Origin of the sequence: Pedobacter sp. FW305-3-2-15-E-R2A2, assembly GCF_038446955.1 — a bacterium.
Lineage (GTDB): Bacteria > Bacteroidota > Bacteroidia > Sphingobacteriales > Sphingobacteriaceae > Pedobacter.
The window spans coordinates 2,124,790-2,150,659 of sequence record NZ_CP151803.1; the positions used below are offsets into that span (position 1 = coordinate 2,124,790).

Genomic DNA, 25,870 nt, shown 5'->3' on the forward strand with positions numbered 1-25,870 from the left:
GAAATTAATAAAAAACAGGTATTAGGTCTGCCTATAATTTTATTTTTATGCTTTATAAATAGGGATTGTCGGGAATTTACATTTGAATGAACGTTTTTTAACGCTTATATCGTAATTTTTGTAGTTTTGGCGCAATGATCCGCCTGCTTAAGCACACCCACCGCCTCTATTCGATCTTTGTTATTTTAGTATTGTCGGTGGTTTTTTATCCGTTTTATTATCTGGCAGCGCAATCTCCAAAGGGATATAGCACCTTAAATAAATTGAGAAAACTAAAAAGTATCCTCAGCAGCTGGCTGACGGGGATATTTTTCCGCTTTACCTATGAGCAACCTTTAGATAAAAACCAGACCTATATTTACTGTGCCAATCATGCTTCCAATCTGGACATTATGCTTTTTTGTATCCTGGCGAAAGGAAAGTTTCATTTTATGGGGAAAGACGAACTTCGGAGCAATCCGGTCCTGAAAATTTTCTTTAATACCATAGATATTTCCGTAAACAGGGAAAGTAAAATTTCTGCTTTCCGGGCTTTCAAAAGAGCAGAGGAGACGCTGGAGCAGGGTTGGAGCCTCATTATATTTCCTGAAGGAAAGATTGATGGAACACATTACCCTCCGTTTTTGCATCCTTTTAAAAACGGACCATTCCGCTTGGCCATAGAGAAAAATATTCCCATCCTTGCAGTCAGCCTGACGGATGTATGGAAAAAAATGTGGGATGATGGCTCGAAGTATGGTAGTACGCCGGGAATTTGTGATATTTACATCCATAAGCCTGTAGACACAACAGATTTAACAATAGCAGATGCTGACCTTTTAAAAGAACGCATCTTTGATTTAATAAACAGTAAACTCATTAAAGCATGACCATCGATAAACAAACCATAGATAAAGTTGCCAACCTGGCGAGAATTGCGATCGAAGATAAAGAAGTCGATACATTGATGGCTGATATGAATAAGATCCTTACATTTATGGAGAAGCTCAATGAGTTGGATACAACCGGGGTGGCACCGCTGGTCTATATGAACACAGAGGAGAATGTATGGCGCGAAGATCAGGTGAAGCAGGAGATTACAGTAGCAGAGGGACTGAAGAATGCCGCCAGACACAATGAAAACTTCTTTATGGTCCCAAAGATCATAGAAAAATAAAGACAGATGTAACATCCGGGGGTAGATGACCGTCTAAAACGAAACAGGAATAAATAAATTTCAATGGAAAAAGCGTTAATCAACATCAAAGATATAGGTCGTAAATACGTGATAGGGTCAGAAGTCATCCATGCGCTAAAATCAGTTTCATTGGATATACACAAAGGGGAGTTCGTCGCACTGATGGGGCCTTCAGGTTCCGGAAAGTCTACTTTAATGAACATCCTCGGTTGTCTGGATACCCCAAGTAAGGGCGACTATGTCCTGAATGGCATTAATGTAAGTCAGATGACAGACAATGAGCTTGCAGAAGTTCGTAATAAGGAAATCGGCTTCGTTTTCCAGACTTTTAACCTGTTACCCCGCTCCACTTCTTTAGATAATGTGGCACTTCCGCTGATCTATGCCGGAGCAAATAAAAAAGAACGCGATGCCAGAGCGCAAAAGGCACTGGAAAATGTGGGCCTGGGCAACAGGGTAACGCATAAACCAAATGAGCTTTCCGGTGGACAACGCCAAAGGGTAGCGGTAGCCAGGGCACTGATCAACAATCCTTCTATTATTCTTGCGGATGAGCCAACAGGTAACCTAGATACAAAAACATCCATAGAAATTATGGGTTTGCTGGAAGAGATCCACAGCAAAGGAAATACAATTATCCTGGTGACCCACGAAGAGGACATTGCACAACATGCACACCGCATTGTACGGATGCGTGATGGGCTGATCGAAAAAGATTACCTGAATACTGACATCAAAACGGTATCGCCACGTCTAACCAAACTGGAAGCCAAAGGCGATGATTTTGAAAAAATAAGCTAATATTCTTTCCTGAAATCATCATAAGCTTACCGCTTACAAAAAGTAATGAATAGGCGTATGATAGCTTCATAATCGCTAAAAAACAGTTGTATTCCAATGAAAATATATACCAAGACAGGCGATAAGGGTTTAACCTCACTGATTGGAGGGACCAGGGTGCCGAAATACCATTTGCGCATAGAATGTTATGGAACAGTAGATGAACTCAACTCTTATATCGGATTGATCATGTGCCAGGATATTGACGCTCATCATCAGAAAATACTGAAAGAAATCCAGGACAGACTGTTTACTGTAGGCGCTTCGCTGGCTGCAGATCCTGAAAAATCAAGAATGAAAATCCCTGATTTACATGAAAGCGACATTAATTTGTTGGAGCAGGAGATGGATCAAATGAATGAGGCGCTGCCAGAATTGAAACATTTTGTATTGCCGGGTGGAACAACGGTAGTTTCTTTTTGCCATGTGGCACGCTGTATTTGTCGCCGTGCAGAGCGTTTAACGGTACATTTAGCCTCAGAAAGCTTTGTTGACGAAAAAATGACGATTTATTTAAACCGTTTAAGCGATTATTTATTTGTTTTGGCACGAAAACTGAATTTAGATGCAAAAACAGATGAAAACATCTGGATTCCGCGTCTATAAAAACGTTGAAAAAAAGTTTGTTTTGCTCATGTTTTTTAATATACTTTTGCGAAACGAATTAGAATAACTTAATAGTATAAGAAATATGTATTGGACATTAGAACTCGCATCGCATTTGGAAGACGCTCCATGGCCTGCAACAAAAGACGAATTAATTGATTACGGTATAAGATCAGGCGCACCTGTAGAGGTGATTGAAAATTTACAAGCTTTGGAAGATGATGGGGAACCATATGAAACCATCGAAGAAATTTGGCCTGATTATCCTACTAAAGACGACTTCTTCTTCAACGAAGACGAATATTAATCTTTAGTACTTCTTAGTAGTGTTTTTAGAGGCTCCGTGTTACGGGGCCTTTCTTTTTTATCATTTTTTCCTGTACATCTTTTGTGCAATTTTTTTAAAATGAACTTTTTGGAACGAACATTGTTTATGTATTGTCATGAGATTGTTTGACAATTCTCTTCAACTATCTAAAAAAACACATACTTAAAATTAAACGTTATGGGAAATTTACTTTATTTGGTAGCAGTAGTATTCGTTATACTATGGGTCATTGGTTTCTTCTTCGGAGGCTTCGGACCGAACGTAGGAAATTTAATTCACATCCTTCTTGTGATTGCCATCATTGCAATCCTGTTGAAAGTCATCAACAGAGCCGCGTAATCATCAGATTATATAAAAAAGAAAGGTTCCTGAATTACTCAGGAACCTTTCTTTTTTAAAATGGAGGCCATCTCCAGATCCTCAGGATAGGTGATTTTGATGTTTTCCCTGGTCCCTTCAATAATGTGAATGGTAAATCCGGAGTACTCTGCTACGGAAGCATCGTCCGTAAATTCATTTCTGAAAGGCTGCTGGTAGGCTTTCCTTAATATTTCTATTGCAAAAGTTTGCGGTGTTTGAATGAGCAATAGCTCATTTCTGTTCAAAGCTTCTGTTTTTCCATCGAACAAAACCTTTCTGACGGAATCCGTAGGAGGAATCCCGGCTACCGCATTTCCATGTGCTTCCGCTGCCTCGAAAGACCTTAAAATCAAAGCAGGACTTACCAATGGTCGTACGGCGTCATGTACAGCGACGATACCTTTGCCTTTTATGGCCTTCAGCCCGTTTTTAACGGAATGAAACCGCTGTTCCCCACCTTTGATGAGCTGGTGTGGAATCGTGAAGCTGTGGGCCTTGCAAAGCTCTTCCCAGTATTGATGCTGATGAATGTTCAGCACAAGGAGTATTGCAGGGTTTAGAGGACATGCCGCAAAGGCCTCCAGGGTATGCATCAATATAGGTTTCCCATCCAACAGTAAAAACTGCTTGGCAATTTTATGCTGCATCCTGCTTCCGGATCCACCTGCGACGATAATTGCGTAATACTTCATTTGTATTTTGTCTTTAAAACAAAAATAGGAGATCTAAGTCCATAATGGCTTAAAATCTCCTATTTTCAATGTTTTTTTATAGGAATTAGATGATCAACATCGCATCTCCATAACTGTAGAAACGGTATTTTTCTTTCAATGCTACTTCATAAGCATTTCTAACGTAGTCGTAACCGCCAAATGCACTCACCATCATCAATAAAGTAGATTCAGGAGTATGGAAATTGGTGATCATCGAGTTCGCAATGCTGAAATCGTATGGAGGGAAGATGAATTTACTGGTCCAGTCATTTGCTGGTTTAAGCATTCTTCCTGAAGAAACAGCCGATTCAATTGCACGCATAGAAGTGGTACCTACTGCACAGATTTTTCTTTTCTCTTCAATAGCTTTATTCACAATATCAGCATCTTTCTGCTCTATAATGAACTGCTCAGAATCCATTTTGTGTTTTGTTAAATCTTCTACTTCGACAGATCTGAACGTACCAAGACCAACATGTAATGTCACCTCAGCGAAGTTAATACCTTTCAGTTCCAGACGTTTCATCAACTCTCTGCTGAAGTGTAAACCTGCAGTAGGAGCCGCAACAGCACCTTCATGCTTCGCGAAAATTGTTTGATAACGTTCTTTATCCTGAGCAGTAGCTTTACGTTTGATGTATTTTGGAAGTGGAGTCTCTCCTAGAATTTCGATATTTTTTCTGAACTCTTCGTCAGTACCGTCAAATAAGAAACGGATGGTACGTCCGCGGGAAGTGGTGTTGTCAACAACCTCAGCAACCAACAAATCGTCATCACCGAAATATAATTTATTTCCAACACGAATTTTACGTGCAGGATCTACTAAAACATCCCATAAACGCAATTCTTTATTTAATTCTCTTAATAAAAAGACCTCAATAGTTGCACCAGTCTTCTCCTTATTGCCGTATAAACGGGCAGGAAAAACCTTGGTATTGTTTAAGATCATGACATCCTGATCATCGAAATAGCTCAAAACATCCTTGAATATTTTATGTTCAATTTTGCCACTATCTTTATGCAAAACCATTAAACGGGCTTCGTCCCTATGTTCTGAAGGATTATTGGCAACTAATGATTCAGGGAGATTAAACTTAAATTGAGATAACTTCATATTTTTCGATGTGATAATTAAGGGCGCAAATTTAAGAAATATAATTTTCTTTTTCATTAGATTCCATTTGTTTTTTAACGGTGATGAAGCTATCGTGATCTTAGTGTTCATTTCGTTATGTGATGGCCTCGCTAATAATGAGCAGGTCGTATCGTTCAGAATTGTATTTTTTATATTATATAAGGTTTTGCTGTAACCTTTTTAAGTACTTTTGGTCTAACCCTCAATTATGATTATTTTCAGACTAATAGGCGAAAGTTTTCGGTTTGCATTAGATGCACTGCGCCAGAACAAAATGCGGACAATGCTCTCCCTATTGGGGATTACCATCGGGATCTTTACCATCATTTTCGTGTTCTCGGCCGTAGATACCCTCAGGAGTAAACTGCAGGCCAGTATCGATAAACTAGGTTCCAGTACCGTGTTCGTGCAAAAATGGCCATGGGGTGGTTTCGGTGATTACCCATGGTGGAAATATATGAACAGACCCGAAGCCTCACTCAGAGATTATGAAGGACTAAAAGACAGACTGGAATATGTAGAAGGTGTGTCCTACGAAATTTCTGCAAACGGCAGAACAATCAAATACAGAAGTAACTCCGTAGAAGGTGGTGGCATCAGAGCCGCCTCTCAGGATTTTAATAAAACATGGAACCTCGATTTTCAGGAAGGACGATACTTTACTGATAATGAAGGTAAATCCGGATCACCCGTAATTATTATCGGTGCCGATATCGCCGAAGGCCTCTTTAATGGAGAACCCGCAATCGGTAAATCGATTACCGTAATGGCCAGAAGACTGACCGTTGTTGGGGTATTCAAGAAAGAAGGAGAAGATATGATGGGCATGTCCCAGGATAAAAACATCCTGATTCCACTTAACTTCGCCAAAGGTATAATGGATGTGGAAAGTGAACGCTACGATCCAACGATCACTGTAAGGGGAAAGGATTATATTGCTTTAGAAGAGGTAGAAAGTGAGATCAGAGGCGCTATGAGGGCCATTAGAAGAACCAAACCAGGTGCAGAAGATGATTTCGCCCTGAATAAAAGTACCATTGCTTCCAATCAACTGGATCAGATGTTTGGTGTAGTCGATATTGCTGGATGGGTAATCGGTGGATTCTCGATTCTTGTGGGCGGATTCGGAATTGCAAATATCATGTTCGTATCCGTGAAAGAAAGAACCAATATTATTGGAATTCAGAAGTCTTTGGGTGCGAAAAACTATTTTATACTGCTACAATTTCTGTTTGAAGCGATCGCACTCTGCTTACTCGGTGGAGCATTGGGTTTATTATTGGTATACCTGCTGACTTTAGCTTTGACCGCAGGCGGATTTGAAATGATCCTGTTCTGGAAGAATGTGATGCTGGGAGTAACGATATCTGTGGTGATCGGTACGATCTCTGGATTTTGGCCGGCATTTTCGGCATCACGACTAGACCCTGTTGAAGCAATTCGCTCCTAACGAAATCTTGCTCCCTCTTCAATAAAAAAAGGGCATATTCTTCAAAGGCTGAAATCTTTTGCACGCTGAAGGGCGGCAAAATCTTTCCAGGCCTTTTCTGAACACGCCCTTTTTTTATTGAAGAAATATTGCACTGATTTGTTACTCGCTCCACTGACGGGCCTCGACCCGTGTAAGCTTAGTTGGTTTTTCTTTTTTCCTTCATCGCGTTTTTTAGAGATGTGTTTTTGCATCATGTGATGGAGCAATCATTGTTTCAAATAAAAATGTCCGTTTGCTTTGAAGACATTCGAATATTTGCCCTTCAGCAAAGATTCGGGGATGAAAAGGAAATGGACATTTTTATTAGTTCTTAATTTCTCTTACAGAGAAGACTAAACCAATAGAGAAAAATAGAAAAAGGCCGGTTTCTTTAAGAAACCGGCCTTTTTCTATATGTTAACCTTAACCTAGTAACTAGCTTAGTTTTTCTAAAGCAGCTTTGATTCTTGAAACGGCATCTCTTAATTTATCTTCTGCAGCAGCATAAGAAATTCTGATACAATCTTCGTTTCCGAAAGCTTCGCCGGTAACGGTAGATACATGAGCTTCGTTTAACAGATATAAGCAAAGGTCTTCGGCATTGTTGATTTTGTAATCGCCAGTGCTGGTACCGAAGTAAGCTTTCACTTCAGGGAAGAAATAGAAGGCTCCGTCAGGAAGGTTTACTTTGACGTTAGGTATTTCTTTTAACAAAGCATAAACGATGTCTCTACGGCTCTTGAATTCCTGTACCATCGCATTTACAGTCTCTAATCCACCTTGGTAAGCTGCTAAAGCTGCACGTTGAGCGATAGAAGATGTTCCTGAAGTGATTTGCCCCTGCATTTTGTCGCAGGCATTGGAAAGTTCTTTATTGGCAGCCATATAACCTACGCGCCACCCCGTCATTGCATAGGATTTTGAAAATCCATTGATCAGGACTACTCTGTCTTTTATAGAGTCAAATTCAGCGATGGAAGCATGTTTGCCTACAAAGTTGATGTGCTCATAGATTTCGTCTGAGATGATATAAATGTTTGGGTATTTTTCGAATACGGCAACCAGATCTGCAAGTTCTTCTTTGCTGTATACTGATCCGGTTGGATTACAAGGAGAAGAGAACATGAACACCTTTGTTTTTGGGGTGATGGCTGCTTCTAATTGTGCACCGGTGATTTTGAAGTTGTTTTCTACTGTAGCATTGATGAATACGGTTTCACCTTCTGCAAGTTTGATCATTTCTGAATAAGAAACCCAGTATGGAGTAGGCACAATTACCTCTTCTCCAGGATTTACCAGGCACATTACGGCATTGGCTAAGGATTGTTTGGCACCGGTAGATACCACAATCTGATCGAAGCTATAGCTCAATCCATTTTCTCTCAATAATTTTTCGGCAATCGCCTTACGCAACTCCGGGTATCCTGATACAGGCGTATAATACGAGTAGTTTTCGTCTACAGCGGTCTTCGCTGCTTCCTTAACAAATTCAGGCGTGAAGAAATCCGGCTCACCAAAGCTCAGATTGATTACATCTATCCCTTTTGCGGATAGTTCTCTGCCTAACTTAGCCATTTTAATGGTCTGTGACTCTGAAAGGTTATTGATTCTTTTGGATAAAAATGTCATAATAATTTGTGCGCAAGCAAATATAATTTTGTGAGATAGCAAATATAGAAACCTAACCGAATTATAAACTAAAAAAAATACTTTTTAATATAATTTCCTTGTTAAAATGTACTTTTGAAGGCTAAACTCTGCCAATTGTTACCTCAGAAAAAAGCCATACTCGTTTCCTTGTGCATTAGTGTACTATTAATGCTTGCAAAATTTGCGGCATATTTCATGACACACTCTAATGCCATACTTACTGATGCTGCAGAGAGTATCGTAAATGTACTGGCCAGTGGCTTTGCATTTTACAGCATTTACCTCGCCACTTTACCGAAAGATGAAAACCATCCTTATGGCCATGGGAAGGTCGAATTCTTTTCCGCTTTTGTGGAAGGCATCCTCATCGCTTTAGCTGGATTAATCATTGTCTTTAAATCTGGTTATGATCTTTTATTTCCAAAGGTGATCACCCAGTTATTTGAGGGGGCAACGATCATCGGGGCCACCGGACTGATCAATTTACTTGTTGGTTTTTACCTGATCAATACCGGGAAGAAACACCGCTCTATTACATTGGAAGCAGACGGAAAACACCTATTGACCGATGCCATTACCAGTGCCGGGCTGGTGGTCGGTATTGTCCTCATTCAGCTGACTAAAATTTACTGGCTGGACAGTGTGATCTCTATTGCGCTTGGACTATACATCATTTATAACGGCTATAAACTCACCAGACGCTCTGTTGGGGGATTAATGGATGAAAGTAATGTAGAACTGGTAAAAGATATTGTCTGCATTTTGCAGGAGAACAGGCATGATGCCTGGATTGATGTCCACAATCTGCGCGCACAACAGTATGGCGCAGACCTTCATATTGATTGCCACATTACCCTGCCGTATTATTTTGATCTTGTTAAAGTTCACCAGGAAATCTCTGATATCGATAAACTAATTAATGGGAAGGCAGAACATAAAACAGAACTATTTATTCATGCCGATCCTTGTCTGCCGGAATGTTGCAATTATTGTAATATGAAGAATTGCCATGTAAGGACGGAAGCTTTTAATAAAGAAATTGGATGGACGGTAGAGAATGCAACTAAAAACAAAAAACATTTCCAATGAGCTATTTTAATGTAAGGGTATACGGTCTTCTTATCAATGACGAGCAACAGGTACTGATCAGTGATGAGCAGTCGGGAGGGAAGATTTTCAGTAAGTTTCCCGGCGGCGGACTGGAATTGGGTGAAGGCCTGATTGATGCGCTGAAAAGAGAGTTTATGGAGGAGTGTAATGCTGAAATTGAAGTGCTTGAACACTTCTATACCACGGATTTTTATGAAAAATCTTCTTTTAATGACAGCCAGATTTTAAGCATCTACTATATCGTAAAAGCAGTTCATCCTTTGCAGCTTAACTTCAAATCAAAGGTCTTTGATTTTGATGGAGATAGCCTGCAATCCTTTCGATGGATGGACCTTGCCACACTTAAAATGGAAGATGTGACCTTTAAAACGGATCAGACAGTGGTAGAACTGCTGACCATTAAACAAACAACATGAGTTTAACAGAACGAGATCAGAAAGTAATCTGGCATCCCTACACGCAAATGAAGAATGCCTTGCCACATATTCCCATCGTTAGGGGAGAAGGGGTATACTTGTTTGACGAAGATGGGAAGAAATATATAGATGCAGTGTCCAGCTGGTGGGTAAATATCCATGGACACGCCCATCCGCACATTGCAAAAAAGGTGGCAGAACAGCTGAGTGTACTCGAGCATGTGATCTTTGCCGGATTTACGCATGAGCCTGCGGTCCAGCTGGCAGAACGTTTGCTGGAATTACTTCCAGGCGATCAGGAAAAGGTTTTTTATACCGATAACGGCTCTACTGCGGTAGAGGTTGCTTTGAAGATGTGTCTTCAGTTCTGGTCAAATACCGGTCATAAAGGGCGGACAAAGATCATTGCTTTTAAAGAAGCTTATCATGGTGATACTTTTGGCGCCATGTCTGTCAGCGGACGTAGTATTTTTACGGATCCCTTTAATTCTATGTTGTTTGACGTGGAGTTTATAGACCTTCCTACGGAAAAGAACATAGAGCAGCTGAAGTCGAAAATCAATTACCTGAGCAATGAGGTGGCCTGTTTTATCTTTGAACCGATGGTACTTGGAGCAGGAGGAATGCTGATGTATGAAGGGCAATACCTGGATCAGCTGATGGAGACTTGTCAGAAGCATGGGATCCTGACCATTGCCGATGAAGTGATGACTGGCTTTGGTCGTACGGGAACTTATTTTGCCTGTGAAACATTGCAGGCAAAACCAGATATTTTTTGCCTGTCGAAAGGACTTACCGGAGGCACTATGCCATTGGGAGTCACTACCTGTAATCAAAAGATCTTCGATGCTTTTTTAAGCGATGATAAACTGAAGACCCTGTATCATGGACATTCATTTACCGCAAATCCGGTGGCTTGTGCTGCTTCCCTTGCCAGTATGGACATCCTGCTGAAACCGGAAACGCTGGCCAATATTCAACGGATAAAAGCTAAAAATGAAGCTTTTGCAGCAGAAATAAAGGAACACCCTAAGGTTCGTGATGTACGCCAGAAAGGTACGATCCTCGTACTGGAATGGGAAACAGGAAATGATACTTCCTATCTAAGTGGACTCAGGAATCAGTTGTACCTTTACTTTTTAGAACGGGGAATCATTTTGAGGCCTCTGGGTAATATTCTATATATTTTACCTCCTTATATCATTAGTGATGAAGATCTGGAGTACATTTACCAAACTATTCACCAAGCATTAAACGATATCTAACATGGAAATTAAAGCAATCCTGGAAAATATAGTAAGCGATAACCAATTGCATGCCAAATGGTTAAATACCTTGTCGTACATGGAGAATGCCGGCGCAAAGAAGATCTCTGCCTCGGAACATAAAGAGCAGGTGAACCTGATCATTCTGAAACATGCAGCAGAGGAACATCGCCATGCGTATTATTTAAAGAAACAATTGGATAAGCTGGATGGCGATTTGTGTAAAACCTATACAAATGAGGAGCTGCTGGCACCTAACTATACCAAATTTTATTTAAACGCACTGGATGTTGCTGTTTGCCGTTACCTGAAACAACACTTCAATCTGACAGGTTATGAATTGAAGTTTGGCGCCTATTTGTTTGTGACTTACGCCATTGAAGTTCGCGCCGATGAGTTGTATCCGATTTATCAGGAGGTATTGACCCAGGCGGGAAGCAAAGTCAACGTCAAGTCTATTATATTGGAAGAAGAAGGGCATTTGGAAGAAATGCTGAATCAGCTGAAAACTTTTTCCCCGGATTGGGAACAGCATGCCGAGCTGGTCATCAAAATAGAGCAGGACATGTTTAGCGACTGGATGCAGGGCCTGGCTTTGCAGACTGGAGTTGCAGTCCCTGCCGTCAACTAATTCTTGTCGCCGGTTAAACAGCAATAACACCGGAAGGAGTGATCGCATAAAAGCGATCATTCTTTTGCGGTTGTATCCTGCTCAACCCAGTAAACGCACTGAATGCAGGCAGTACCGCATAGTTTTCCCCAAAATAAAAACAAGGGAAGTTTAACCGTTGTCTTGCTTTTCCATATAAGGTTACTCCCGGATGGATATGGCCGGAAATGGTATAGGTCGTATCTGTTGATTCCGGCTTTTCATGGATAAAGCGGAAGGGACCACAAATCAGTTCCTTTTGAATCAGCTCAATATCCAGGGACGCGTATTCTACCGGACTTAATTTGTCATGATTGCCCTTGATCAGTTGAAATTTCAGCTTGCTGAATTCCTTTCGCCATTGTGAGAATACGGTTACCTCAGTATTGCTCTTATGATGAAACATATCTCCGGTAATGAGTAATGTTTGAGGATCATAAAGATCAATCAATCTGGCCAGTCTTTGCAGGTCACTTTCTCCAATACCTGAAGGGACCTGGATCCCATGTTTTCGGAAGTGTGCCGATTTACCGATATGGAGATCGCTGATGATCAACATCTTTTGAGCCGCCCAGTAGATGGATCTTTCCTTACTCAATATCAATTCTTCTTCCTTACAGGTGATGGTCATTCTTTTTTCTTGATTTCATGTGAACCGGACGTATTTTCTGATCAGCTTCGGCAGTCATCCTTTCGATCCGTTGTCCCAGTTCTTCCGTACTCATGTTTTCCCTTAAGCTGTCTACCTTGATTGGAAAACACAGCGGGGTATAACTTTCTGCTTTTATCAGGATGATTTTACTAACCTGAATGCGTTGCAAGGCCGCAAGTAACCTAGGTTCTTCTATTTGCTGATAAAAAGCTTCCTCATAAGCCTGACGCAATAATAAATTATGTTTGTCATAATCCGTGAAAACATTGAAAAATAAAGCAGCAGAAGACTGTAAATGTTTGTTGGCTGTGTATTTACCCGGGAATCCTTGAAAGACCAGGCCGGAGATACAGGCAATGTCTCTAAATTTACGCTTCGCCATTTCTGTGGAATTGATGCTGCCTACGATATCTTCTCCCAGGTTTTCCGGACTAAACAATGCTTTAATATTTTCTTCATCCAATGGAATCGGATATTCACTCAGGAGTTCGAAACCATAATCGTTCATGGCTATGGAGAAGCTGATCGGAGTTTTACGGCTAAGCCTGTAAGCAATTAGGGCAGCCATCACTTCATGGACCTGTCGGCCTTCAAATGGATAGGCGAAGAAATGGTAGCCATCTTTCGTATGGATCAGCTCGATCAAAAACTCATCACTTTTAGGGACATGGGAAACTTTCGCCTGTCGTTCAAACAAAGGGAGGATGATATCCAGTTCTTCGTCCTCATGGTCTTTGTCCAGTGTTTCATTGTATTTTTTTCTCAGGATACTACCCAGATTCGCACTGAGTGAGATTCTTCCACCCATCCAGCTCGGTGTAATTGCTCTTTTCAGTTTACTGCGCCGAACCAATGCAGTCATCTCTTTGACCATGATAAACTCTAACACCCTTCCTGCAAGGGTAAAGCTGTTGCCTGGCTTCATTTTCGAGATAAAGGACTCTTCTACCATTCCAATATATCCACCACCAAGGTATTTTACTTTGAGCATGGGATCGCTGACTATCGTTCCGATATGCAGGCGGTGCCGCATGGCGACCTGCCGGCTTTCCACTTTCCAGAGCCCATCCTTTTTTAATACTTTGCTGAATTCTGTATAGGCGCTGAGGCTGTCCCCACCAGTGCTGATGAATTGCATGATCCATCCCCATTCTGAAGGCAGGAGTTCGTTGAAAGCATGTGTTTCTTTCACTTCCAGATAGATTTTATGGTCATCAAAACCATCACCTACCGCCAGTGTGACCAGGTATTGAATCAGGGTGTCGAAAGCCATGACTATCGGGTCTCTGCTTTCTATCTGCTGGGTTTTTGCCGCTTCCTTTATTGCTGCGGCCTCTACCAGTTCCAGTGCATGAGTAGGCAGAAAGTAAATGACAGAGGTCTCATTAGGGGAGTGTCCGCTTCGGCCGGCACGTTGTAAAAAACGGGCTACTCCCTTCGGTGAACCAATTTGTACCACCGTATCTACTGGTTTGAAATCTACACCAAGATCCAGGGATGAGGTACTGATGACCGCTTTAAGTATGCCCGAATGCAATGCATCTTCTATCCAGTTGCGCAGTTCGTAATCAATAGAACCATGGTGTATGGCGATTTGTCCGGCCAGATTTTCGTCCAGTGCGAGCAGGTTTTGATACCATAATTCTGCTTGTCCACGGGTATTCGTAAAGATGAGGGTGGTTTTACTCTTATGAATGATGGGCAAAAGTTTATGCGCCAGTTTATGTCCGAGGTGCCCAGCCCAGGGCAGCATATCAATATGATCGGGCAGGATAGATCTGATCTTGATTTTCTTTTCGATATCTGCTTTGATGATGGTTTTCAGAGCCTCGGGATAGGGGACAAGCACTTCTAAAGCCTGTTCCATATTTCCGATCGTTGCAGAGATTCCCCAGATTCTGAGTAGCCTTTCCGGATGTTTTTCTTTAACAATTCCTCTGATTCTGGAGATGGCCAATTCCGCCATCACCCCACGTTTGCTTCCCATCAGTTCATGCCATTCATCGGCAACGATACATTGGAGGTGATGAAAATGTATCGCGATATCTTTCTGCGCAAGTAACAGGTGCATACTTTCCGGCGTGATGATCAATACTTCCGGCATCTGCTTTTTTTGCTTTAGCTTTTCTGCGGCAGTAGTATCTCCATTTCTCACCGATACCTGCCAGTCTAATTCCAATTCTGCACATACTTCCCGCATTGCACGTGCAAGGTCTTTGGCCAGGGCACGCAAAGGCGTGATCCAGATCAGTTTTAATCCGGTATCTGTTTTCTTCTTTTTTGAGGCGGTGCTCGTCTTTTCTGCGCGGCTGTTCAACTCTTCGATGACTGCCGCGAGAAAGAGAGAGAATGTTTTTCCGAATCCTGTTGGTGCATTGACCAATCCGCAATAGCCTTCTGCATAATATTGCCAGGCATCAGTTTGAAAGCGGAAAGGTTTCTTCCTGCTCAGCTTCAGCCATTTGATCACCTGTTTATATCCTTTGCTCGTTTCTATACCCATTTATAAAGTCGAATTTAACAACTGTCGTAAATCATCCAGTGTATTGATTTCTGCAGCTTTTTTGTCTTTTCGCCATCTGGCGATTCTGGGGAATCGTAAGGCCAGGCCTGCCTTGTGGCGTTTACTTTCTGCGATTCCTTCAAAGGCGATCTCAAAAACCAATTCTGGTTTAACCGTACGGACCGGGCCAAATTTTTCGATCGCATTTTTCTTTACAAAGGCATCCACCTCTTTAATTTCCTGATCTGTTAATCCGGAATAGGCCTTTGCAATCGTGATCAGCTGTTCCCCATCCCGGACGGCAAAAGTATAATCGGTGTAAAAGTTAGCCCTTCTGCCGCTGCCTTTCTGTGCATAGATCATCACGGTATCCACGGTGTAAGGATTGATTTTCCATTTCCACCAGTCGCCTCTTTTTCTCCCGCTATGGTAAAGTGAATCCAGTTTTTTGAGCATCAATCCTTCACTATTGTTCAATCTGGAATCTGCCCGGAGCAAAGCGAGGTCCTCCCAGGAATCAACTTCAACAACGGGTGATAAGACAACGGTTCCTGCGGTTTTAATATTTTTAATGATTTCTGTTAATGCTTTGCGACGGATCAGTAAAGTTTTTTCCCTTTGATCGGTTCCCTGTTGCTCTAAAAGGTCATAACAGTAAAATGCAATTGGTGCCATTTCCAGCTGCCCTTTGGATATGTTTTTACGGTTCAACCGCTGTTGAAGGACAGAGAACGACTGCACTTTTCCTTCTTTAACAGAGAGGATCTCTCCATCCAGCACTGTTCCATCCTCCAGTTCCTCCGCCAGGAAATGTAACTCAGGAAATTGATCTGTCACCAGTTCTTCCCCTCTCGACCAGATGAACAATTCTCCGCCACGTTTCACAATTTGTCCGCGGATGCCATCCCATTTCCATTCTGCCTGCCAGTCTTTAACATCGCCCAAAGATTCCGGCTGACTGTCCAATGCATAAGCCAGACAAAAGGGATAGGGCCAGGAACGGTCGGTATCTACATGTGCACCTTCAATGAGCTCCTGATAACTGATTTCATGCGGTTTCCATTTACCCATGATGCTGTGCATGATCTTATTACTTTCTACATGACTTTGTTTTGCCAATGCGTTAACCAGCATTTTGTTGGATACCCCGATTCTGAAATTTCCGGAAATGAGTTTATTAAAGATGAATCTTTCCTGCATATCCAGGCTATCCCAGGCGTTGGTAATAAAGTTTTTCTTGCTTTCATCGTCCTTTCCATTTAAATCTCCAAGCGCATTGATCCATTGGTGTAAGGGGAGATCTGTGGTCTTTGACGGAGGAGGAAGAATCAAGGCAATTGTTTCACTCAGGTCACCTACACTGTGATAGCTTTCTGCAAACAACCAGGGTGGGAGTCCACTGAGCTCAATGGCCCATGCTTTAATTAAGGCAGTGCTGACTGGTCGCCGGGGCCTTTTTCCAGTGAACATCGCGATTACGTAGGGTTTATCCAGGTCATCGGCTTCATTAAAATAGCTCACTAAAGCTGCGATCTTATCGTTGGTCTTATTGCTCATTTCCAGCTGAGCGATCAGTTCTGTAAATCGTTTCAATCTGCTTCCTCCTTTATTTCCGGGGTTCCCAGGGAGCCGATTTCTATTTCTTCTTCCTCTGTTCCATATTGCGTTTTCACTTCTTCCGCCTCAATTCCGATCTCGTTCAGGTATTTTGAAAAGGTGGCCGTGAATCCATGTGTCACAAAAACTTTTTCTGCTTCGGTTGCTTTGATGGCAGAAAGTAACCCCGGCCAGTCCGCATGATCGCTCAGGGCAAATCCTGCATCGGCACTCCTCCACCTTCTTCCGGCTCTCACCTGCATCCATCCCGAACAAACTCCCGTTGCCGCCTGTTGAAGCGTCTTTATCCAACGTCCATCGGCAAGGGCAGGGGGAACAATGACGATCCCTTTCTGAAGTTCTTCTTTTCTGGTTTCCGCGCTGATTCTGATCGTTTCCGGAAGTGCTACGCCTGCCTCTATAAAGGCATCGTTCAGGTTGGCAATAGATTGGTGCACATAGATCGGACGATCCGTTTCGCTCAGTCCATTGATCAGCCTTTGCGCTTTCCCCAGACTATAAGCAATTAAAACGCTTGTTTTTCCTTGTTCCTGATTGTTGTCGACCCAGGTTCCGATCTGATCAAAAATGACCTGTTGAGGAAGCCATTTATAAATGGGTAGACCAAAGGTGCTTTCCGAAACAAAGGTATGGCATTTTACAGGTTCAAAAGCCGTGCTGATCCCATCGTACTCCACCTTATAATCGCCGGAAATGACGCAGATCTCTCCTTTGTATTCCAGTCTGATTTGTGCAGAACCGATCACATGGCCTGCGGGAAACATACTCAGCTCTACCCCATTAATGGTGATTTTTTCTTTATAACGAAGGGTCTGAATCGTTAACTCAGCGCCTAAGCGATGCAGGAGAATCGGCTTCGTTAGCTCATGGCATAAATAAGCTTCGTTGCCCCATTTTACATGATCTGCATGTCCATGAGTCGTTACAGCCAGTTTTACCGGTTTCCAGGGGTCGATATAAAAATCTCCCTGCTCGCAGTATATGCCCTTATTAGTGAATCTGATTAAAGCCATCTTTTCATCAACAAAGCCGGAGCAATAAAGTTTGAGGCACTGATGCAGACAGCTTTAGTTTAGGAAGCGCTTATAAAAATCATATATTTACAACATCCATATACTCAATTTTTTATGCCTTACACCATTAGAGTTGTACTGATACTTTTGCTCACTACCCTGTTTCAATATTCAAATGCCCAAACCAGAAGAACGGTAAATGGAAATATCACCGATTCGAAGACCGGAGAGACCTTAATTGGTGCGAGTGTTAAACTCATAGGAAGTACTCCTGCAGGAGGAATTACCAATGCTTACGGTTTTTATTCCCTCAATGTAACCGATGGAAATTATGAAGTATCTGTCAGCTTTATCGGCTATAAGACGGTGGTCAGGAAAGTCGAAATCAGTAAAGACATCCGGCTAAATTTTGCATTAGAGGACGACAATCAGCTGGATGAAGTGGTGATTTCTGCCACTAAGAAAAATGAAAATGTAAGCAGTCCGCAGATGGGACTTCAAAAGATAAATGTGCGGGAGATCAATAATGTTCCCGTATTATTAGGGGAGCGGGATGTCCTGAAGACTTTGCAGCTATTGCCGGGAATAAAATCGGCAGGGGAAGGCAACAGTGGTTTTTATGTAAGGGGAGGGTCGACAGATCAGAACCTGATCCTCCTGGATGAGGCGCCAGTTTACAATGCTTCCCACTTATTGGGTTTCTTCTCTACTTTTAACTCTGATGCCATCAAAGATGTAAGCGTTTACAAAGGAGGCATGCCTGCACAATACGGAGGCAGACTTGCTTCCGTGCTCGACATTAAGATGAATGATGGAAACCGTAAGGAATTTACTGCAGAAGGTGGAATAGGCCTCATTTCTTCCAGGTTAAAAGTGGAAGGACCGATTGTAAAGGACAAAGGTTCTTTTATGGTCAGTGCCCGAAGAACCTATATGGATGCTTTTTTTAAGCTCTCCTCAGATAGCTCTATCAATCAAAATACCCTCTATTTTTACGATATCAATGCCAAGGCAAACTATCAGCTGGATGATAAAAACACCTTATACCTGTCTGGCTATTTCGGAAGGGACAAATTAGGTCTGGCAAAAACCTTTGGCTTCAACTGGGGAAATGCTACCGTAACTTTGCGCTGGAATCATTTATACAGCAATAAATTATTCTCGAATACCTCGCTGATTTACAGCAACTACAATTACGTCATTCAGAACTTTATGGAGGAGAATAATTTTGAAGTCAACTCCTCCATTAAAGACTTTAACCTGAAGCAGGACTTTGAATATAGCCTGAGTAATGACCATCACCTTAAATTCGGATTAAACGTTATTCACCATACCATTGCTCCGGGAAAGCTCACTGCGGATGCCCGTTCCAGTGTAAATGAAACGACCTACGAAAACCGTAAAGGTCTGGAATCGGCAGCGTATCTTTCAGATGAGTGGGCGGTCAATGACCGGTTAAACCTGGTTTACGGATTGAGATTAAGCGCTTTCTCCCTGTTGGGGCCAGGTAACTTTAAAACCTATGATGCAGAAGGGAATACCATCCAGACCAAAGCTTATGGATCTGGCGATTTTGTGAAAAACTACCTCAACCTGGAGCCCAGATTTTCTGCGAGCTACCAGCTGAACCCCGCCAGCTCCCTGAAAGGAGCTTATACGAGAAACATTCAGAACATCCACCTGATGTCTAATTCTACCTCCACCTCACCTACGGATTTGTACATCATGAACAGTAATAATGTGAAACCGGAAGTTGCAGATCAGGTTGCTTTAGGCTATTTCAGGAATTTCAATGAAGATAAATATGAGTTTTCTGCAGAAGTATATTATAAATGGATGCAGAACCAGATTGAATACCGGAGCGGAACAGATTTAAGGGGGAACGGAAATGTGGAAGCAGACCTGTTATACGGAGATGGCCGCGCTTATGGAATTGAATTGTTTTTAAAGAAGCGCTTCGGCAAATTTAACGGCTGGATTGGTTATACCTATTCCAGAACCGAGCGACAGTTTGATGCTATTAATGAAGGGAAGTGGTTTTACGCCAAACAAGACCGGACCCATGACCTTTCTTTGGTTGGAATTTATAAGGCAGGGCCACGCTGGACCTTCTCTTCTGTTTTTGTCTACAATACCGGAAATGCCGTAACCTATCCAAGTGGCAAATACCAGTTGAATGGAAGGACTGCTTTCTATTACAAGGAAAAGAACGGATACCGGACACCTGCCTATCACCGCCTCGACGTTTCAGCTACCCTGGAAGGAAAGCCGGGGAAAAAGCTGCAATCCAGCTGGTCTTTTGGGATTTACAACCTGTACAACCGCCAAAATGCATTCTCTATTGATTTTAAAGACGATCCCGATGATCCAACCCGGACTCAGGTTACAAGGACAACCCTGTTTGGCATCATTCCTTCTGTAACCTGGAACTTTAAATTTTAGCATTACAAAAACAAGACATTCTCATGAAAAGCATGAATTTTAAAAAATATACCCGCTCCGTTTTTGCAATCTTCGCACTGGGGGCTTTTAGCGCCTGCGAAAAAGTTATTGACCTTAAACTGGATGAGGCTGTTCCGGTGATTGTCATTGATGCGGGAATTAGTGACCTGAATGAAAATCACGTTGTAAAGATCTCAAAAACATATAATTTCACAGATCCGAATAAATTTAATGGTGTCAGTAAAGCCAATATCGTATTGAAGGCCGATGGTAATGTTGTGGCTGCCTTTGTGGAAAGCACGATTCCCGGAGTGTATCGGAGTGTCACTAAATTTAAGGGAAAACCCGGGAGCAGGTACGACCTGATGGTAACCTGCGAAGGGAAAACCTATGAGGCCAGTTCTGTTATGCCTGCAAGAGTAGCACTGGATGCACTGACCTTCAAAACCTTTAACTTTTTTGGCGGGAATAAGAGCTATATCGTCGCCAACTTTTCAGATCCCGCCGGGATTGCCAATCAATACCGTTATATCTTAAAAACCAAAGGAGTAGTGGAGGAAGATGCGGTGAGCGAGGATCGTTTTAATGATGGCAATAAGGTAGAAAATGTAATTTTTTACGAACTGGACGATCTGGTAAAAGGCGATAGTGTTCATGTAGAATTCCAATGTGTAGATAGAAATGTATACCGCTATTTTTATAGCCTCGGACAAAATTCAGGACAAGGAGGACCACCAGTTTCTCCTGCAAATCCACCTTCCAATTTCAGCAATGGTGCCCTGGGTGTATTCAATGCCCATACTTCAAGTTCCAGAACAGCCGTAATTAAATAACCTGTATTTAATTTGCAGTCGGATTGTCAGGATTAAGTTTAATTAATGAAACTTTGTTGCATTAATTAAACTGATGCTTATTTTTACGCTAAATCATAAAATTTAGGAAATGGAAATTAACAATCCTTTGGAAGTGATCATTATTGGTGGAAGCTATGCCGGACTGTCCGCGGCCATGACCTTGGGTCGTGCGATGCGAAAAGTGTTGGTTATTGACAGTGGCCAGCCTTGTAATGCACAGACCCCTCATTCGCATAATTTCATTACCCATGATGGGGAAACACCCGCAGAAATTGTCAGAAAAGCAAAAGCGCAGGTGCTAAAATACCCAACTGTCGAATTTTTGAATGACCGGGTCATTTCTGCTGAAAAATCCGGAGCTTCCTTTGAGCTGAAAACTGAATCAGGTAAAAAGTTAAGGGCTAAAAAACTGGTATTTGCAACCGGTCTGAAGGACAGGATGCCGGATATACCAGGTTTTGCAGAGTGCTGGGGAATCTCGGTGATACATTGCCCTTATTGTCACGGATATGAAGTGCGTCATCAAAAGACAGCAATGCTGGCCAACGGTAATGATGCCCTTCATTTTGCACAGGTCCTCAGCAACTGGACTAAAGAACTGGTTTTATTTACCAATGGTCCAATCAGTCTGGACGCCGATCAGCAAGCACAGTTAATAAAACATGGAGTTTCCTGGATTGAGGCACCGCTAAGTCATATCATACATCAGAATGGGCAGCTGACGCATCTGGTGCTGAAAGATGGACAGGAGCATGCTTTTGCTGTCATGTATGCGCGGATTCCTTTTGATCAGCACAGCAGCCTTCCACAGGAGCTGGGTTGTGCGCTGACCGGGCAAGGCTTCCTGGAGGTAGATGAATTACAACATACCAATATACCGGGGATCTATGCGGCCGGCGACAATACGACGATGATGAGAGCGGTTTCCCAGGCTGTTGCCGCCGGAATGCGCGCCGGAGCTGCCATCAACTATGATCTTATCGTGGAGTCATGGTAATCAAAGTATAAATGGTTTGAATTGTGTAACTTTGGTTCATGTCAAAAACAGAGAGCCTTGAAGATTTTTACCGCGAAAAGTTCAATTGGCTTCCTGATAATCTTCAGGAAGGCATTGGACATTTTAATGTTTTTAACCTGGAAAATCACCTGGGCCCCAATGCGGTCCCTGTCAAGTACAGCCGAAGAGACTTTTATAAAGTCTGCCTTATGCGGGGAAGGAACATTTACCATTATGCGGATAAAAGCGTGGAAATTTCCGGATCTACACTGATGTTCTTCAATCCAAAAGTTCCTTATACCTGGGAATGTTTAAACGATGATGGCTCTGGCTATTTCTGCATCTTCACGGATGCTTTTTTTACGGAGAAAATCCGTGGTAACCTGACCGAGTTACCCATGTTTGCTCCCGGAGGTAAGCCTTCTTTTGTCTTGAATGAGGAACAGGACAAACAGGTCAATGCCCTCTTTCTGAAAATGATGGAAGAGCTTGATTCCGATTATGTGTACAAATACGACCTCATCAGAAACTATGTAACTGAACTGATTCATTTTGCTTTAAAGATTCAGCCGGCAGAAAATCTATACCAGCATCCTGATGCCAATTCCAGGATTACATCCGTATTTACCGAATTGCTGGAACGTCAGTTTCCTATTGAGACTCCGCGACAGCGCTTCACGATGCGCTCGGCTGCAGATTTTTCGGAGCAACTTGCTGTGCATGTAAACCACCTCAACAGGGCAATTAAAGAGACCACAGGAAAGACTACGACAATGCACATTACAGAGCGGATTGTAACGGAAGCCAAGGCATTGTTAAAGCATACCGACTGGAACATCGCTGAGATTGCCTGGTGTCTTGGATTCGAAGAGTCTGCCCATTTTAACAACTATTTCAAAAAACATACCCGCTTCAATCCCTCTCAATTTAGAAATGTTTGAATTTTACAAGTATTGGTTTGAATGATGTAAGGTCTCCATCCCTGCTGTCCTGTAATTTTGTGTCAGTAAATACGCTGAAATTATGGACAATCAAAAAGTATGGTTGGTAACAGGCGCTTCTAAGGGATTAGGATTGAGCCTGGTAAAACAACTGCTAAAAGACGGCTTTAAAGTAGCCGCAACTTCAAGAAAAATAAATGAATTAACTGATGCCGTAGGTGCGGATGATCCAAACTTCCTCCCTTTGGTGCTGGACCTGAAAAACGAAGATAGCGTTGCTGCCGCGATTGCTGCGGGAATTGATCGGTTTGGCAGGATCGACGTGGTCGTTAACAATGCCGGATACGGTTTAGCCGGAAGCCTGGAAGAACTAAGCGATGAAGAAGCCAGAGCGAATTTTGATGTGAATGTATTTGGCTCATTAAATGTGATCAGAAAGGTGATGCCTCATTTCAGAGCACAGCAGTCCGGACATATCTTCAATATCGCTTCCATTGGGGGATATACCGGCGGATTTCCCGGATTTGGAATTTACTGCGCCACAAAATTCGCTGTAGCAGGTTTCTCCGAATCTCTTGCTGCGGAAGTAAAGCCATTTGGCGTGCATGTAACCGTAGTTTACCCTGGATATTTCAGAACGAACTTTCTTTCTTCAGGCTCTTTGCTGACACCGGAAAATGAAATTTCCGCTTATCAGGAGGTGCGTGAAGTTCAGAACGCACATCAGCACAGTATTGATGGGAACCAGGCCGGCGATCCGGAAAAAGCAGTTGCTGCACTGATCAACATTACAGCAGAAGAACAGCCGCCATTACACCTGTTTCTGGGAGCCGATGCTTATGAACTTGCGCACGGCAAGATTGCTCAGGTTCAGCAGGCACTGGAACAATTTAAAGAAATCACCGTGAATACGGGATTTTAAAATAAAGGCTGCCGCAAGGCAGCCTTTATTTTTTGATGATAAAAAATCTTTTTCTTTGGTCATATTCGTATGATAAAATGATAGTAATTTGTTTTCAGAGGGAACATTACTAACTTTATATCTACAATGGCAATCTCAATGGCGACTCAAATAGATCTCGATATTATTTCATCAGAAGAAGAAAGAATTAAAGCCCTGAAAAGGTATGATATTCTTGACACGCCACCGGATGGCTCATTTGACCGGCTAACGAAGCTGGCTGCAAATCTATTGAAAGTACCTATTGCGATCGTGAGCCTGGTGGATACAGACAGGATTTGGTTCAAGTCGAAATATGGAATCGATGCGCAGCAGATTGACCGTGATGAAGGGCTTTGTGCATCTGCAATCTTAGCTGATGAGCTTTACCAGATCAAGGATGCTTCCATCGATCCCCGGACACTGAGCAACCCACTTGTTGCAGGCTCTTTTGGTTTAAAGTTTTATGCTGCTGTTCCATTGCGGACTAAAGATGGCTTTAACCTGGGTACTTTCTGCGTCATCGGTAAAGAACCAAGAATACTGAACACTGAAGAAGAGGAAATTCTGAGAGACCTGAGGGACATTGTGATGGATCAGATCGAATTGAGACTGGCTTCAAGAACAAACCTTGCTCAACATAACCAGATTTTAAATACCACTGCTCACGACCTTAAAAATCCATTGACCACCATTCCTGTACGTGCTGACCTTATCAAGATGAAGAAGAGCAATCCGGATATGGTAGATACCCTTTGCGATCAGATAAAAATTGCCAGTCTGAACATGGTTCGCATTATTGATGAACTGTTGCAGGTAGGAAGTATGGAAGCTGGGAAAATTCATTTGATGTTGATTAAAGTGAATGCATCATTTTTAGTCAGCAATGTGGTTTCTATGAACCTGCCCCTCGCGGAAAGAAAAAGCCAGACCTTAAATTTCAGTTATGAAAAGGACCTGTATGTGAATGCTGATGAAGGGAAGCTAACAGAGATCGTCGACAACCTGGTCAATAATGCCATCAAATATTCGCCCATGGGCACCAATATTTTTGTTCGTGTAAAAGAAGAAAACCATAACGTGCTGATTGAGGTGGAAGATCAGGGCTTAGGTCTGACCAGAGAAGATCAAAGTAAACTATACCAGCGTTTCACCCGTTTAAGTGCCCAACCTACCGGAGGAGAAAACTCTACAGGCCTTGGGCTTTCCATCGTAAAAGTCCTGGTGGAGGCTCATGAAGGAACCATCCGCGCAGAGAGCGAAGGAAAAGGCAAGGGCTGTAAGTTTATCGTTGAATTACCGGCAAGGAATAGCTAAAAGCAAGTTACCTGCCATTGTCTGGTCCATTCTGCCTTTGGGGGTAAAGATATTATACCTTCTTTCTCTTCCAGTTTTTGTTGGTGATGAATGCCATCGGCGATGCCACACCAGGGTTCCAGACATACAAAATCAGCATCTTTCGCAGACCATATTCCAAAGAAAGGGAAATTCCTGAATTGAAATTCAAGACCATGAGCATCTGCATCACTTTTTAAAGAAATGGAATCACTTTTCAGGTTTTTAAAGACGAGCGCATCTTCATAAAACAATTCATGTTTCAAAGGAAGTTTTCCATCAGTTAATCCGATGATGTCGGTTTCATCGTCGATCAGGTCCTGCTTGATCTTATTCGAAATGAGCTGATGGTCTTTATTAAACTGCAGGTAGTAATCATCGTATGTTAATCCATCTTTTAAAGGTACAGCGAAAGCAGGATGGCCTCCAATAGAAAACCATAATGCCTGATTTCCTGTGTTTGTAACTTCATAGGTGCAGCTCAGCGTATCTTCTGAGAGGGTATAGCGCAGTCCCAGGCGGAACTCAAATGGATATACCTTCAGACTTTCTTCATCCTGTTCCAGGGTAAAGAGAATTTCTGTTTCAGAGATTTGGCTCAGTTTAAACTCCCTGTCTCTGGCCAGGCCATGGCGGGGGAGGGTAAATGCTTCATCCCTAAAATAATAGGTGTTGTTTTTTAAACCTCCAACAATGGGGAAAAGGATCGGACTAAATTTACCCCAGTAATCCGGATTGCCGCTCCAGAGGTACTCCAGGTTTGTTTCTTTATGTCTTAAACTTTGTAACTCTCCGCCTTTGGAAGAGAAGGAAGCATGGATCTTGGTGTTTTCTAGGGAAATCATATTGGATAAAA

At 42.4% G+C, this 25,870-nt stretch carries 25 protein-coding genes; 17 read left to right on the forward strand and 8 right to left on the reverse strand.

The features are described from left to right. Window positions 1-134 precede the first annotated feature (134 nt). The 6 genes from AAFF35_RS08795 to AAFF35_RS08820 all read left to right on the forward strand — a co-directional run bounded on the left by AAFF35_RS08795 (window position 135) and on the right by AAFF35_RS08820 (window position 3,290). A complete protein-coding gene (locus tag AAFF35_RS08795) occupies window positions 135-869 on the forward strand; it encodes a lysophospholipid acyltransferase family protein (protein ID WP_342332062.1) in 735 nt (244 codons plus the stop codon). Continuing rightward, the gene (gene gatC / locus AAFF35_RS08800; protein WP_342332063.1) at window positions 866-1,156 is read left to right on the forward strand and encodes an Asp-tRNA(Asn)/Glu-tRNA(Gln) amidotransferase subunit GatC; all 291 of its coding nucleotides are present in this window, start codon (window positions 866-868) and stop codon (window positions 1,154-1,156) included. The genes AAFF35_RS08795 and gatC overlap by 4 nt, the downstream gene beginning before the upstream one ends. A gap of 63 nt (window positions 1,157-1,219) precedes the next feature. Next, window positions 1,220-1,978 (forward strand): ABC transporter ATP-binding protein, encoded by a 759-nt coding sequence (locus AAFF35_RS08805; RefSeq protein ID WP_073234406.1) that lies wholly within the window; start codon window positions 1,220-1,222, stop codon window positions 1,976-1,978. 96 nt (window positions 1,979-2,074) lie between these two features. Next, entirely contained in the window at window positions 2,075-2,623 is a 549-nt protein-coding gene (locus AAFF35_RS08810; protein ID WP_342332064.1) for a cob(I)yrinic acid a,c-diamide adenosyltransferase, read from the forward strand. A gap of 85 nt (window positions 2,624-2,708) precedes the next feature. Beyond that, window positions 2,709-2,930 (forward strand): DUF2795 domain-containing protein, encoded by a 222-nt coding sequence (locus tag AAFF35_RS08815; RefSeq protein ID WP_008240955.1) that lies wholly within the window; start codon window positions 2,709-2,711, stop codon window positions 2,928-2,930. A gap of 198 nt (window positions 2,931-3,128) precedes the next feature. Next, window positions 3,129-3,290: a lmo0937 family membrane protein gene (locus AAFF35_RS08820; RefSeq protein WP_124577488.1), complete on the forward strand. Its 162-nt coding sequence runs from the start codon at window positions 3,129-3,131 to the stop codon at window positions 3,288-3,290. 38 nt (window positions 3,291-3,328) lie between these two features. Here AAFF35_RS08820 and AAFF35_RS08825 read toward each other — a convergent pair whose 3' ends face one another. Together AAFF35_RS08825 and queA are read right to left on the reverse strand one after the other, a co-directional pair. Further along, on the reverse strand, window positions 3,329-4,003 hold the full coding sequence (locus AAFF35_RS08825) for a 2-C-methyl-D-erythritol 4-phosphate cytidylyltransferase (RefSeq protein ID WP_342332069.1): 675 nt from the start codon (window positions 4,001-4,003) through the stop codon (window positions 3,329-3,331). 85 nt (window positions 4,004-4,088) lie between these two features. Continuing rightward, a complete protein-coding gene (queA, locus tag AAFF35_RS08830) occupies window positions 4,089-5,138 on the reverse strand; it encodes a tRNA preQ1(34) S-adenosylmethionine ribosyltransferase-isomerase QueA (protein WP_342332070.1) in 1,050 nt (349 codons plus the stop codon). 229 nt (window positions 5,139-5,367) lie between these two features. Here queA and AAFF35_RS08835 point away from each other — a divergent pair, with 229 nt between their 5' ends. Further along, window positions 5,368-6,609, forward strand: a complete 1,242-nt coding sequence (locus tag AAFF35_RS08835; protein WP_342332071.1) for an ABC transporter permease — start codon at window positions 5,368-5,370, stop codon at window positions 6,607-6,609. 456 nt (window positions 6,610-7,065) lie between these two features. Here AAFF35_RS08835 and AAFF35_RS08840 read toward each other — a convergent pair whose 3' ends face one another. Further along, window positions 7,066-8,259 (reverse strand): pyridoxal phosphate-dependent aminotransferase, encoded by a 1,194-nt coding sequence (locus tag AAFF35_RS08840; RefSeq protein WP_342332073.1) that lies wholly within the window; start codon window positions 8,257-8,259, stop codon window positions 7,066-7,068. A 189-nt stretch (window positions 8,260-8,448) separates the two neighbouring features. Between AAFF35_RS08840 and AAFF35_RS08845 the strand changes: the two genes are divergently transcribed. Genes AAFF35_RS08845 through AAFF35_RS08860 form a run of 4 tightly spaced genes read left to right on the forward strand, consistent with a single transcriptional unit; the run spans window position 8,449 to window position 11,702 of the window. Beyond that, entirely contained in the window at window positions 8,449-9,369 is a 921-nt protein-coding gene (locus AAFF35_RS08845; protein ID WP_342333358.1) for a cation diffusion facilitator family transporter, read from the forward strand. After that, a complete protein-coding gene (locus AAFF35_RS08850) occupies window positions 9,366-9,806 on the forward strand; it encodes an NUDIX hydrolase (RefSeq protein ID WP_342332075.1) in 441 nt (146 codons plus the stop codon). Before AAFF35_RS08845 ends, AAFF35_RS08850 begins: the two co-directional genes overlap by 4 nt. Then, a complete protein-coding gene (gene bioA / locus AAFF35_RS08855) occupies window positions 9,803-11,071 on the forward strand; it encodes an adenosylmethionine--8-amino-7-oxononanoate transaminase (RefSeq protein WP_342332077.1) in 1,269 nt (422 codons plus the stop codon). Before AAFF35_RS08850 ends, bioA begins: the two co-directional genes overlap by 4 nt. Before the next feature lies 1 nt (window position 11,072). Further along, window positions 11,073-11,702 (forward strand): hypothetical protein, encoded by a 630-nt coding sequence (locus tag AAFF35_RS08860; protein ID WP_342332078.1) that lies wholly within the window; start codon window positions 11,073-11,075, stop codon window positions 11,700-11,702. Window positions 11,703-11,715: 13 nt separating this feature from the next. Here the strand turns inward: AAFF35_RS08860 and pdeM are convergent, their stop codons facing one another. The 4 genes from pdeM to AAFF35_RS08880 are packed head-to-tail and all read right to left on the reverse strand — an operon-like array spanning window position 11,716 to window position 17,505. Continuing rightward, a complete protein-coding gene (pdeM, locus tag AAFF35_RS08865) occupies window positions 11,716-12,351 on the reverse strand; it encodes a ligase-associated DNA damage response endonuclease PdeM (protein ID WP_342332079.1) in 636 nt (211 codons plus the stop codon). Beyond that, the gene (locus tag AAFF35_RS08870; protein WP_342332080.1) at window positions 12,335-14,875 is read right to left on the reverse strand and encodes a ligase-associated DNA damage response DEXH box helicase; all 2,541 of its coding nucleotides are present in this window, start codon (window positions 14,873-14,875) and stop codon (window positions 12,335-12,337) included. Before AAFF35_RS08870 ends, pdeM begins: the two co-directional genes overlap by 17 nt. Further along, window positions 14,876-16,468 (reverse strand): ATP-dependent DNA ligase, encoded by a 1,593-nt coding sequence (locus AAFF35_RS08875; RefSeq protein WP_342332081.1) that lies wholly within the window; start codon window positions 16,466-16,468, stop codon window positions 14,876-14,878. Then, window positions 16,465-17,505 carry a ligase-associated DNA damage response exonuclease gene (locus AAFF35_RS08880; RefSeq protein ID WP_342332082.1) on the reverse strand — a complete coding sequence of 347 codons (1,041 nt, stop codon included), beginning with the start codon at window positions 17,503-17,505 and terminating at the stop codon, window positions 16,465-16,467. Before AAFF35_RS08880 ends, AAFF35_RS08875 begins: the two co-directional genes overlap by 4 nt. Window positions 17,506-17,619: 114 nt before the next feature. Between AAFF35_RS08880 and AAFF35_RS08885 the strand changes: the two genes are divergently transcribed. From AAFF35_RS08885 to AAFF35_RS08910, 6 genes are all read left to right on the forward strand, one after another. Then, window positions 17,620-19,947 carry a TonB-dependent receptor gene (locus AAFF35_RS08885; protein WP_342332083.1) on the forward strand — a complete coding sequence of 776 codons (2,328 nt, stop codon included), beginning with the start codon at window positions 17,620-17,622 and terminating at the stop codon, window positions 19,945-19,947. A 23-nt stretch (window positions 19,948-19,970) separates the two neighbouring features. Continuing rightward, on the forward strand, window positions 19,971-20,780 hold the full coding sequence (locus AAFF35_RS08890) for a DUF4249 domain-containing protein (RefSeq protein WP_342332084.1): 810 nt from the start codon (window positions 19,971-19,973) through the stop codon (window positions 20,778-20,780). A 109-nt stretch (window positions 20,781-20,889) separates the two neighbouring features. After that, complete coding sequence (locus AAFF35_RS08895; protein WP_342332085.1) at window positions 20,890-21,798, forward strand: NAD(P)/FAD-dependent oxidoreductase; 909 nt, start codon at window positions 20,890-20,892, stop codon at window positions 21,796-21,798. Between the two features lie 38 nt (window positions 21,799-21,836). Beyond that, window positions 21,837-22,739: a helix-turn-helix transcriptional regulator gene (locus AAFF35_RS08900; protein ID WP_342332086.1), complete on the forward strand. Its 903-nt coding sequence runs from the start codon at window positions 21,837-21,839 to the stop codon at window positions 22,737-22,739. 82 nt (window positions 22,740-22,821) lie between these two features. Further along, the gene (locus AAFF35_RS08905) at window positions 22,822-23,661 is read left to right on the forward strand and encodes an oxidoreductase (protein ID WP_342332087.1); all 840 of its coding nucleotides are present in this window, start codon (window positions 22,822-22,824) and stop codon (window positions 23,659-23,661) included. Between the two features lie 126 nt (window positions 23,662-23,787). Then, on the forward strand, window positions 23,788-24,996 hold the full coding sequence (locus tag AAFF35_RS08910; protein WP_342332088.1) for a GAF domain-containing sensor histidine kinase: 1,209 nt from the start codon (window positions 23,788-23,790) through the stop codon (window positions 24,994-24,996). Here the strand turns inward: AAFF35_RS08910 and AAFF35_RS08915 are convergent. Then, window positions 24,993-25,859, reverse strand: coding sequence for an aldose 1-epimerase family protein (locus AAFF35_RS08915; protein WP_342332089.1), 867 nt, complete (start codon window positions 25,857-25,859; stop codon window positions 24,993-24,995). The genes AAFF35_RS08910 and AAFF35_RS08915 overlap by 4 nt on opposite strands. Window positions 25,860-25,870 lie beyond the last annotated feature (11 nt).

Bases quoted from the DNA above. Each gene is read 5' to 3' on its own strand.
- AAFF35_RS08795 (WP_342332062.1), top strand. From the start codon at position 135: ATGATCCGCCTGCTTAAGCACACCCACCGCCTCTATTCGATCTTTGTT.
- AAFF35_RS08860 (WP_342332078.1), top strand. From the start codon at position 11,073: ATGGAAATTAAAGCAATCCTGGAAAATATAGTAAGCGATAACCAATTG.
- AAFF35_RS08870 (WP_342332080.1), bottom strand. From the start codon at position 14,875: ATGGGTATAGAAACGAGCAAAGGATATAAACAGGTGATCAAATGGCTG.
- AAFF35_RS08810 (WP_342332064.1), top strand. From the start codon at position 2,075: ATGAAAATATATACCAAGACAGGCGATAAGGGTTTAACCTCACTGATT.
- AAFF35_RS08895 (WP_342332085.1), top strand. From the start codon at position 20,890: ATGGAAATTAACAATCCTTTGGAAGTGATCATTATTGGTGGAAGCTAT.
- AAFF35_RS08885 (WP_342332083.1), top strand. From the start codon at position 17,620: ATGCCTTACACCATTAGAGTTGTACTGATACTTTTGCTCACTACCCTG.
- gatC (WP_342332063.1), top strand. From the start codon at position 866: ATGACCATCGATAAACAAACCATAGATAAAGTTGCCAACCTGGCGAGA.
- AAFF35_RS08835 (WP_342332071.1), top strand. From the start codon at position 5,368: ATGATTATTTTCAGACTAATAGGCGAAAGTTTTCGGTTTGCATTAGAT.
- AAFF35_RS08850 (WP_342332075.1), top strand. From the start codon at position 9,366: ATGAGCTATTTTAATGTAAGGGTATACGGTCTTCTTATCAATGACGAG.
- AAFF35_RS08905 (WP_342332087.1), top strand. From the start codon at position 22,822: ATGGACAATCAAAAAGTATGGTTGGTAACAGGCGCTTCTAAGGGATTA.
- AAFF35_RS08880 (WP_342332082.1), bottom strand. From the start codon at position 17,505: ATGGCTTTAATCAGATTCACTAATAAGGGCATATACTGCGAGCAGGGA.
- AAFF35_RS08820 (WP_124577488.1), top strand. From the start codon at position 3,129: ATGGGAAATTTACTTTATTTGGTAGCAGTAGTATTCGTTATACTATGG.
- AAFF35_RS08910 (WP_342332088.1), top strand. From the start codon at position 23,788: ATGGCAATCTCAATGGCGACTCAAATAGATCTCGATATTATTTCATCA.
- AAFF35_RS08900 (WP_342332086.1), top strand. From the start codon at position 21,837: ATGTCAAAAACAGAGAGCCTTGAAGATTTTTACCGCGAAAAGTTCAAT.
- AAFF35_RS08805 (WP_073234406.1), top strand. From the start codon at position 1,220: ATGGAAAAAGCGTTAATCAACATCAAAGATATAGGTCGTAAATACGTG.
- AAFF35_RS08825 (WP_342332069.1), bottom strand. From the start codon at position 4,003: ATGAAGTATTACGCAATTATCGTCGCAGGTGGATCCGGAAGCAGGATG.
- AAFF35_RS08815 (WP_008240955.1), top strand. From the start codon at position 2,709: ATGTATTGGACATTAGAACTCGCATCGCATTTGGAAGACGCTCCATGG.
- AAFF35_RS08840 (WP_342332073.1), bottom strand. From the start codon at position 8,259: ATGACATTTTTATCCAAAAGAATCAATAACCTTTCAGAGTCACAGACC.
- pdeM (WP_342332079.1), bottom strand. From the start codon at position 12,351: ATGACCATCACCTGTAAGGAAGAAGAATTGATATTGAGTAAGGAAAGA.
- queA (WP_342332070.1), bottom strand. From the start codon at position 5,138: ATGAAGTTATCTCAATTTAAGTTTAATCTCCCTGAATCATTAGTTGCC.
- AAFF35_RS08890 (WP_342332084.1), top strand. From the start codon at position 19,971: ATGAAAAGCATGAATTTTAAAAAATATACCCGCTCCGTTTTTGCAATC.
- bioA (WP_342332077.1), top strand. From the start codon at position 9,803: ATGAGTTTAACAGAACGAGATCAGAAAGTAATCTGGCATCCCTACACG.
- AAFF35_RS08915 (WP_342332089.1), bottom strand. From the start codon at position 25,859: ATGATTTCCCTAGAAAACACCAAGATCCATGCTTCCTTCTCTTCCAAA.
- AAFF35_RS08845 (WP_342333358.1), top strand. From the start codon at position 8,449: ATGCTTGCAAAATTTGCGGCATATTTCATGACACACTCTAATGCCATA.